General features: G+C 45.9%; 10 protein-coding genes. 8 read left to right on the plus strand and 2 right to left on the minus strand.

Going from position 1 to position 9,017, the window contains the following annotated elements:
• The 3 genes from F8N00_RS13465 to F8N00_RS13475 all read left to right on the plus strand — a co-directional run.
• Nucleotides 1-1,484: EF-Tu/IF-2/RF-3 family GTPase (locus F8N00_RS13465; RefSeq protein WP_421018384.1), on the plus strand; the 1,484-nt coding region annotated here is incomplete at its 5' end.
• Nucleotides 1,485-1,510: 26 nt separating this feature from the next.
• Entirely contained in the window at nucleotides 1,511-1,864 is a 354-nt protein-coding gene (locus F8N00_RS13470) for a YlaH-like family protein (protein WP_023468841.1), read from the plus strand.
• A 121-nt stretch (nucleotides 1,865-1,985) separates the two neighbouring features.
• Complete coding sequence (locus F8N00_RS13475) at nucleotides 1,986-3,083, plus strand: PQQ-dependent sugar dehydrogenase (RefSeq protein WP_058713752.1); 1,098 nt, start codon at nucleotides 1,986-1,988, stop codon at nucleotides 3,081-3,083.
• 43 nt (nucleotides 3,084-3,126) lie between these two features.
• On the opposite strand, the gene F8N00_RS13480 is transcribed toward F8N00_RS13475, so the two are convergent.
• Complete coding sequence (locus F8N00_RS13480) at nucleotides 3,127-3,330, minus strand: YlaI family protein (protein WP_029342171.1); 204 nt, start codon at nucleotides 3,328-3,330, stop codon at nucleotides 3,127-3,129.
• Between the two features lie 117 nt (nucleotides 3,331-3,447).
• On the opposite strand from F8N00_RS13480, the gene F8N00_RS13485 reads away from it, so the two are divergent.
• Nucleotides 3,448-3,900: a hypothetical protein gene (locus F8N00_RS13485; RefSeq protein WP_050677546.1), complete on the plus strand. Its 453-nt coding sequence runs from the start codon at nucleotides 3,448-3,450 to the stop codon at nucleotides 3,898-3,900.
• A 40-nt stretch (nucleotides 3,901-3,940) separates the two neighbouring features.
• Nucleotides 3,941-5,257, plus strand: coding sequence for a PhoH family protein (locus F8N00_RS13490; RefSeq protein WP_023468837.1), 1,317 nt, complete (start codon nucleotides 3,941-3,943; stop codon nucleotides 5,255-5,257).
• A gap of 39 nt (nucleotides 5,258-5,296) precedes the next feature.
• Here F8N00_RS13490 and F8N00_RS13495 read toward each other — a convergent pair whose 3' ends face one another.
• Entirely contained in the window at nucleotides 5,297-5,758 is a 462-nt protein-coding gene (locus F8N00_RS13495; protein ID WP_035396701.1) for a hypothetical protein, read from the minus strand.
• A 123-nt stretch (nucleotides 5,759-5,881) separates the two neighbouring features.
• Between F8N00_RS13495 and F8N00_RS13500 the strand changes: the two genes are divergently transcribed.
• From F8N00_RS13500 to F8N00_RS13510, 3 genes are all read left to right on the plus strand, one after another.
• A complete protein-coding gene (locus tag F8N00_RS13500) occupies nucleotides 5,882-6,160 on the plus strand; it encodes a YlaN family protein (RefSeq protein ID WP_023468835.1) in 279 nt (92 codons plus the stop codon).
• A gap of 70 nt (nucleotides 6,161-6,230) precedes the next feature.
• Nucleotides 6,231-7,502, plus strand: coding sequence for an FtsW/RodA/SpoVE family cell cycle protein (locus F8N00_RS13505; protein ID WP_035396702.1), 1,272 nt, complete (start codon nucleotides 6,231-6,233; stop codon nucleotides 7,500-7,502).
• The coding region (locus tag F8N00_RS13510) for an acetyl-CoA carboxylase biotin carboxylase subunit (RefSeq protein ID WP_421018385.1) at nucleotides 7,495-9,017 on the plus strand (1,523 nt) is incomplete at its 3' end. The genes F8N00_RS13505 and F8N00_RS13510, both read left to right, overlap by 8 nt.

Below are 9,017 nucleotides of genomic sequence, written 5' to 3' on the forward strand. Positions count from 1 at the left end.
AGCAAGGACTTCAACCAATCGTCGTCGTCAACAAAATTGACAAACCGATGGTCCGTCCTCTTGAAGTCGTCGACGAAGTCGTTGATCTCTTGATCGACCTCGGAGCTGACGAAGATCAACTCGAATTCCCAGTCGTTTATGCATCGGCAGTCAACGGCTCAAGTTCATTTGAACCTGAATTAGAGAAACAAGAAGATACAATCACAAACGTTCTTGATTTAATTCTTGAGCACACACCAGCGCCTGTCGATAACACAATGGAGCCGCTTCAGTTCCAAGTGACGATGCTTGACTATGATAACTACCTCGGACGGATCGGTGTCGGTCGTGTCTTCCGTGGAGAAATCAAAGTTGGTGATAGCGTTTCGCTTTCAAAACTTGATGGTTCAACGAAGAACTTCCGTGTTACGAAGTTGTTTGGTTACTTCGGCCTAAAACGTGTCGAAATCGAAACAGCAAAAGCTGGAGATTTGATTGCGATTGCTGGTATGGAAGATATCAACGTCGGTGAGACGGTTTGCCCGACTTCACACGTTGATCCACTCCCATTATTACGTATCGATGAGCCAACGCTTCAAATGACATTCATCGTCAACAACTCGCCATTCGCTGGTCGTGAAGGGGATCTCGTTACTTCACGTAAAATCGAAGAGCGTCTTGAAAAAGAACTCGAAACAGACGTTTCACTTCGCATCGAAAACACAGACTCACCGGACCGCTGGATCGTTTCTGGTCGTGGGGAACTCCACCTCGGGATCTTGATCGAAAACATGCGCCGTGAAGGATACGAAATTCAAGTATCGAAACCGCAAGTAATCATCAAAGAAGAAGAAGGCGTCAAAGTCGAGCCATTCGAACGCGTCGTCATCGATACACCAGAAGAGTACACAGGTTCTGTCATGGAATCGATCGGTCTCCGCAAAGGTGAATTGACGAACATGCAAACAATGGACAACGGTCAAACAAAAATGGAATTCATCGTTCCTTCACGTGGTTTGATCGGTTACCGTAACGAATTCCTTTCTGCTACACGCGGATACGGAATCATGAACCACACATTCGAAGAATACCGTCCGTTCATCCAAGCGGATATTGGTGGACGTCGTAGTGGAGTTATGGTCTCGATCGAAACAGGTAAAGCAACTGCTTACGCGATCTCAGCTCTTGAAGACCGCGGAACGATCTTCATCGAGCCTGGTATTGAAGTATACGAAGGTATGATCATCGGCGAATGTAACCGTGATGTCGATCTCGCTGTCAACGTCGTTAAAGCAAAACAATTAACGAACATGCGTGCATCTGCAAAAGATTCAACGAACGTTCTTAAACGTCCACGTGTCTTCTCACTTGAAGAGTCGTTGACATTCTTGAACGAAGATGAGTACTGTGAAATCACACCACAATCGGTTCGTCTCCGTAAACAAGTCTTGAATAAGAACGAACGTGAAAAGCAAGAAAAACGTCGTCGTCTAGGTAAAGATTAAGTCTTGAACGAATAGGGGGACTGGCAATGAATGCACAAGCTGCCGTTGCTTCTGATTTCTCGAAATACGATATTCCGTTCATCGCGAAACTTCTCGGTATCGGAAGTGATCCGAATAACATCGAAGCGGGATTTTATCCTTTAATGATTACCGTCGTCATCTTGACACTTGTCGTCTTTAAGTTAGGATTTGCTAAGGAACTAGCATGGTGGAAATCACTGATCGTCTATCTCTTGCTCGCCGTCTTCTCGGCAGCATTGACGCTTGTCTTTTGGACATGGCCGATTCCTGAAGTACTCTTAGCGATGGTCTTCGTACTTGGTATTTATCGCTTCCGGATGTGGATGGTCAAGCGTGAACGTGAACGGACAGCTTCTTGACGGAAGCATGTCATGAATCAAAAGAACGAATCTCTTCGGAGGTTCGTTCTTTTTTTGAGCCAATTCAGATGCATGATTTAAAGCGTAGCGGGAACTAGAATACTAAAAGGGGGAGAAAACATTGAAGATCAAGTATGTCATATCACCCCTCCTGTTAGCGGGTATTCTGATGGGTTGTACACAAACGTCAGAAGAATCGTCAACAGAGGAAACGAATCAGACGACACAAGAAAACAATCAACAGGATTCAGGTGATCAAGAAGCGACGCAATCATCTCAAGCACAAGAAGGTGTCGTATTTAAAGAACTAAACGCTCCGTGGAATATTGTCCGAGAAGGAGAGGTATTTTACATCACGGAACGAGAAGGAACGATTGTCAAAGGAGAAAAAGATGATTATGAACGGATGCGCCTTCAGCTGAAAGAGGATGTCCTCGCTGAAGGAGAAGGTGGATTGCTTGGGATGGTACTTGATCCTGATTTTAAGGACAATCAGACAGCATACGTCTACCATACGTACGCCAAACAAGGACAAGCGACGAATCGCGTCATTGCGATAAAAGAAGAGGGTGATCAGTGGACGGAAGAACGTGTCTTACTCGATGATATTCCCGGAGCGACGATTCATAACGGGGGACGACTGGAGTGGGGACCTGAGGGCGCACTCTACGTCACAGCAGGAGACGCAGCAAATCCCGAACTAGCGCAAGACATTGATTCATTGGCAGGAAAGATTTTACGCATCACATCTGAAGGGAAACCGTTCGAGGGGAATCAAAAAGGATACGTCTATAGTCTCGGTCACCGGAATCCACAAGGACTTGTTTTCGTCGATGATCAACTGTATGCAAGCGAACATGGGCAAAGTGGGCACGATGAAATCAATCGAATCGAACAAAAGAATTATGGATGGCCGACGATTGAAGGGAAAGAACAAGCAGATGGACTGGTGACGCCGTGGTACGAAGTAGGAGAACAATCTGTAGCACCAAGTGGAGTTGCAACGGCAGAGAATACACTTTATTTTGCAACACTTGTCGGACAACGATTACAAACCATCGATCTAGAGACGAAGCAAGTCAAGACAATCGTCGAAAATCAAGGTCGGATTCGAGATGTCTGGATTGACGAGACATCGATTTACTATATTACAAATAATACGGACGGAAGAGGGAATCCATCGGCAGATGATGATCGACTCGTTCGTATCAATCGATGAACAATAAAAGGTCTGTCAGGGAATTTCCCCGCAGACCTTTTGTTTACCAGTGTTTTCGTTTCGTTTCCCAAGTCGGGTATAAATGGAATTGTCCAGAAGCGTGGCGTTCAAGTGTCCGTTCTTCTACGCGTGATCGACACTCATCACAGATATGGACACGAACAGGTTTATTGCGTAATCGCTTCGCCGTGAAGGACCAATCATCAATCGTTTCACGCTTATCGCAAATCGTACATTTCACTCGCATGTCAGGTCCTCCCTTTTTTTCTTAGTATATCATATTAGAAGATTATTCAGATGTAAAAAAGGGAAACGAGAAGTATATCTCGAAATATCATCACTAAGTCGTAGAGGGGGTGATGTCATGGCAAATAAAGTTGAACAACAGCTTAACTCAGGTCAACTAGAAGCACTATCGCAATTACCACTCGTTTTTTTGATTACGCATGATCAATCCAAACATTGGCCCATCACACATGCAATCAGTTGGGTACATGCGACGGATTCGCAAACGGTTCGTTTTGCAATCGAAGCAGATTCTCATCTCGTTAAAACATTACGAGAACATCCGGTCTTCACGTTGATCTTTTTTGCAGATCAGTCGACGTACAGCTTAACGTGTACGGACGTCAAGGCGTTTACGCCGCAAGAAGACCTTCCGTTGCCACTCGCTTTTTATGAGGGACGCGTTGAGGAGGTGCGTGACATCTTGTTTTACGGAGCAGCTGTCACACAACGACCGACTATCGAAAAAACATACGATGAACAGGCAGCCGAACGGTTGGATCAACTCGTTCATCGCATCCTAAAAGCGTAACATTCATCACAAACTCGACTCTAAAGGGGCGAACGATGGAATGAAAAAAATATACGTACTTGATACTAATGTCATGCTTCACGATCCACTTTCTCTTTTCCAATTCCAGGAGCACGACGTCGTCATACCAGCGATCGTATTAGAAGAACTAGATGGAAAAAAACGCAACATGGATGAGGTTGGACGTAATGCACGAGAAACAGCTCGCATTTTAGACCAATTACGAGAAACGGGTCAGCTTCATGCGGGAGTGCCACTCGGAAATGGCGGTATTCTTCGCGTCGATATTGGGGACTCCATTCATGAAGGTTCGCCGTTTACGCATGAATCGAACGATAATAAGATCATTGAACTGGCGTGGTCGATTCATCAGGAACAACAAACCGAAGCGACCCCACGAGATGTCATTCTCGTCTCAAAAGATATCTTAGTCCGCGTCAAAGCGGATGCGTATGGATTAGTCGCTGAAGATTATATGACAGATCATATCGCTGATTTGACCGGTCTTTATACAGGATTCATCGAAGTGACCGTCGATCAGGAATATATTGATGCCTTCTATCAGGACAAACGGCTTTCGGTGGATGTCTTGCCAGAAAAAGTGCAACCGAATGAGTTCGTCATCTTAAAAAGTAACATGTCGAAAGCTTCAGCCATCGCCGTCGTTGATCAGAACCTGCCAATCATTCGGGCACTTTCGATCGATGTCGATCAAGTCTGGGGCGTCATTCCACGAAACGTCCAACAACGGATGGCATTTGAGTTATTATTACGTGACGATGTACCACTTGTGACACTCGTTGGTAAGGCAGGTACCGGAAAAACGTTACTTGCACTCGCTGCGGGTCTCCTGCAAGTGGAAGACGAGCATAAATATAAAAAACTGGTCGTTGCTCGTCCGGTCGTACCGATGGGAAACGATATCGGCTACTTGCCGGGTGAAATGGAAGAGAAGCTTCGTCCGTGGATGCAACCCATCTACGATAACCTTGAACACCTTTTCAATACGGGATCGGGAGACGAACTAGGTAACATTCTCGCCGGAATGAAGACGATTCAACTGGAAGCTTTAACGTATATCCGGGGACGCAGTATGCCGGGACAATTCATCATCATCGATGAAGCGCAGAATTTGACGAAACATGAAGTCAAGACGATTTTGACACGTGTCGGTGAAAACTCGAAAATCGTGTTAGTCGGGGATCCACAACAGATTGATCATCCGTATCTAGATGAGTATTCCAATGGTTTATCCTACGCCGTAGAACGACTTAAAAATGAGAAGATGACGGGACACGTCAAACTCGTCAAAGGGGAGCGCTCGAACTTGGCGCGCCTCGCAGCCGATTTACTATGAAAAAACGTGGTGCGTCTATTCAGGCGCACCACGTTTTCCTTATATGACGGTAACCTTATGAACGGATTTGACGATCCGTTGTCCGTGTAACAGATGAACGGGTCCATCTGCTAATACTTTGCCGTCTTGTGAGAACTGCAGATACACTTCGTCGAGTTGCTCAAGTGGAAGTTCAACCGTTTCTTCGCCTTCAAAACGAATGGCAATCGCATCTGGTAAAAGTTCGGCATTCCGGATGAACGGTGCAAGCGCCATGGCGAATGACCCTTGAAGCGCGGCTTCTTTTTCAGCACGTGTCATCGGACGATTGTGATCCGTACGACTGCCTTCCATGATGCCTTTATCCCACGCAGCCCCCATTTTCGCGTAGTACGCTTCTTGTTCACTTGTGTCGGCTGGTTGACCGATTTTCTCGATTTCCACCTTTCGTTCATCAAAGATCCAGACTGTCGGATCAATCGTCAACTGATGCCGTACTTTACCGTTAATCGGAAAAATCATTTGTTCTACCCCCTAAATGTGTAAGTCCAACAAATCCATTATACCGAAACGTTGAATTGTTGGCGAAAGTAAGGTAAAGTTTAGCTATAACAGGAACGCGTCATTTGATGAGGAGGGATTGGATTGTCAACTGAAATCGAGACAGTTCATCGCCAGCGCGCTCTTGAGCTACTAGAAGCGGATGCACAAAAAATCCGCCGGTTGATCGAGGTCCAGCTTGCGAATTTAACGATGCCACAATGTCCTCTTTACGAGGAAGTATTGGATACACAAATGTTCGGATTATCCCGTCAGATTGATTTTGCGGTACGTCTTGAACTGATTGATGCGGGTGAGGGGAAACAATTACTCGAATCACTTGAACAGCAATTATCTGATTTACATGATGCGGAGACGTGCTGATTTTCTACTCAAACGTGAAATGCGGCGTTTGGGTATTTTTTTTTAGAAAATGAAAAAAGGACGTGTACATATGTTAGCGAAGTTTAAAGAAAAACGAGCATTTTTTGACTATGGTCTCTTCTTTACGATGCTCATCCTCATGGCGATCAGTACGGTCATGGTCTATAGTGCGAGCGTGTGGAACGGTGGGGATTATGCGAATACGTCCTTCTTTGAGAAGCAGTTGATGTTTGATGCGATGGCGATCGCCTTGTTCCTTTTCGTTTCGCAAGTAAATCATGAGGTGTTCCGTGGACCGGTTATTCGCTTACTCTTGTACGCGATTACATGGTTGATGTTGATGGCAACGTTGTTTTCGGCTCCACTCAATGGTGCTCGTGCATGGCTGAACTTCGGTATCTTCTTGATTCAACCGATCGAGCTCTGTAAATTCGTCCTCGTCGTCGGACTTGCGAGTTATTTTGATCAAAAGCACAAAGGGAAGATGGACGGCGTGATTGGGATCGTCCACCACTTCATCCATCGTCAAATCAAAGCGACGTCTCCAGGCCGAAGAATTTTACTTAGTTTCTCGGACTGGATTTTGATTCCGATGGTTGTGTTACTGGCACCATACGCAATCATCATTCGCATGCAACCGGATGACGGCGGATTGTTCATTCTGTTGCTCATCACGGCGATGATTTTATTCGCAGTTGGATTACCGAGTGGTTACATCATGTTATGTGTCGTCACCGTACCAATCATCTTCATGTATGCCTGGAACAACTTTTCGGATAATCAGATGCAACGGATTCAGGCAAGTTTGAATCCCTTCCTTGACGCAGAAGGTAAGGGATATCAGCTCATCAACTCCGTCATATCGATTGCACACGGGGGATTATTCGGAGTAGGTCTCGGGAATAGCTTTCAGAAGTATGGTTATTTGCCTGAACCTGAAACTGACTACATCATGTCGATCATCTCGGAGGAACTTGGATTCGTCGGTGTCCTCGTCGTGCTTGGTCTACTGTTCTACTTGATGATTCAAGGGGCGATTATCGCTAACCGGTGTGTTTCTATTTATTCGAGTATGCTTGCGCTTGGGATTTCAGGTATTATCTTCATTCAGACATGTATCAATATCGCGGCGATGTCTGGTCTCTTTCCAGGAACCGGCGTCACCTTGCCATTCATCAGTTACGGTGGGTCATCGTTACTCGTCATGAGTACGATGCTTGGTGTAATGGCGAACATTTCCATGCAAAACAAATATCGAGTGGCTTATCAGAAAGAAGTGCGGACTGCACGTTCGATGAGTGCCACAAGCTCATTAACTAAAGGGGGAGCATCAGTTGACTAAAATCCAGAAGATTCTCGTAGCAAACCGCGGGGAGATCGCGATTCGCGTTTTCCGTGCAGCGACAGAACTCGGTATTCGTACCGTTGCCATTTATTCGCGAGAGGATATGGGTTCTCTTCATCGCTATAAAGCCGATGAAGCGTACCGGATCGGAGAAGGGAAAAAACCGATCGAAGCCTATCTCGATATTGAAGATATCATTGCAACAGCGAAAAAAGCCGAATGTGATGCAATCCATCCTGGTTATGGATTCCTCTCTGAGAATATTGAGCTAGCCAAACGTTGTCGTGAAGAAGGAATCATCTTCATCGGACCGCAAGAAGAGCATCTGTATAAGTTCGGGGATAAAGTACGGGCACGAACGACAGCGATTGAGGCCGGTCTTCCTGTCATTCCAGGAACGGATGGTCCGATCTCATCCATTGATGAAGCATATGCGTTCGCAAAAGAAGCAGGCTATCCACTCATGGTCAAAGCATCGCTTGGCGGTGGTGGACGCGGTATGCGTGTCGTCCGGACAGAAGAAGAGCTCCCAGACATGATCGAACGTGCGAAATCTGAAGCCTTAAAAGCGTTTGGTTCGGATGAGATTTACGTCGAAAAATTAATTGAACGACCAAAACATATCGAAGTTCAAATCATCGGTGACGCCCATGGGAACATCATTCATTTGTTTGAACGTGATTGTTCCGTACAGCGTCGTCACCAAAAAGTCGTCGAAGTGGCGCCGTGTGTGACGCTATCAGACGAAGGTCGACAAAAGATTTGTGACGCAGCCGTCACGTTGATGAAACATGTCGGATACGAAAATGCGGGTACGGTCGAATTTCTCGTGACACAAGATGAATCGTTCTACTTCATCGAGGTCAACCCACGTGTCCAAGTCGAGCACACGATTACGGAGATGATCACAGGCGTTGATATCGTCCAGACACAAATCCGTGTTGCTGAAGGCGAATCGTTACATAGCGACCTCGTTGGTATTCCGCAACAAGAAGACATTAAGATGCTTGGTTTTGCGATCCAAAGCCGAATCACGTCAGAAGATCCGGAAAACGGCTTCTTGCCGGATACAGGGAAAATTAAAGCCTATCGTTCACCAGGTGGTTTTGGTGTACGTCTCGATGGTGGAAATGCTTATGTTGGAGCGGAAATCTCACCATATTATGACTCGTTGCTTGTTAAAATCTCGACGCACGGTTTGACATACGACCAAGCCGTCGCGAAGATGCGTCGAAATTTAAGTGAATTCCGAATCCGTGGAATCAAGACAAATATTCCATTCTTGAGCAACGTCTTGAAGCACCATGCGTTCGTCAGCGGGGATTACAACACATCATTCATTGATGATACACAAGAATTATTCATTTTCCCGAAACGTCAAGACCGTGGAACGAAACTTTTGACGTACATCGGAGAGGTTTCCGTCAATGGATTCCCGGGAATCGGAAAATTGGACAAGCCGCTTGCACGCGACGTCCGGATTCCGAAAAATCTCCCGACAGACTATATACC

Source organism: Exiguobacterium sp. A1_3_1, from assembly GCF_048985645.1.
Lineage (GTDB): Bacteria > Bacillota > Bacilli > Exiguobacteriales > Exiguobacteriaceae > Exiguobacterium_A > Exiguobacterium_A indicum.

What these genes read in the sequence shown, in the direction of transcription:
- F8N00_RS13470 (WP_023468841.1), top strand. Translation starts at nt 1,511, where the DNA reads ATGAATGCACAAGCTGCCGTTGCTTCTGATTTCTCGAAATACGATATT.
- F8N00_RS13480 (WP_029342171.1), bottom strand. Translation starts at nt 3,330, where the DNA reads ATGCGAGTGAAATGTACGATTTGCGATAAGCGTGAAACGATTGATGAT.
- F8N00_RS13485 (WP_050677546.1), top strand. Translation starts at nt 3,448, where the DNA reads ATGGCAAATAAAGTTGAACAACAGCTTAACTCAGGTCAACTAGAAGCA.
- F8N00_RS13490 (WP_023468837.1), top strand. Translation starts at nt 3,941, where the DNA reads ATGAAAAAAATATACGTACTTGATACTAATGTCATGCTTCACGATCCA.
- F8N00_RS13495 (WP_035396701.1), bottom strand. Translation starts at nt 5,758, where the DNA reads ATGATTTTTCCGATTAACGGTAAAGTACGGCATCAGTTGACGATTGAT.
- F8N00_RS13505 (WP_035396702.1), top strand. Translation starts at nt 6,231, where the DNA reads ATGTTAGCGAAGTTTAAAGAAAAACGAGCATTTTTTGACTATGGTCTC.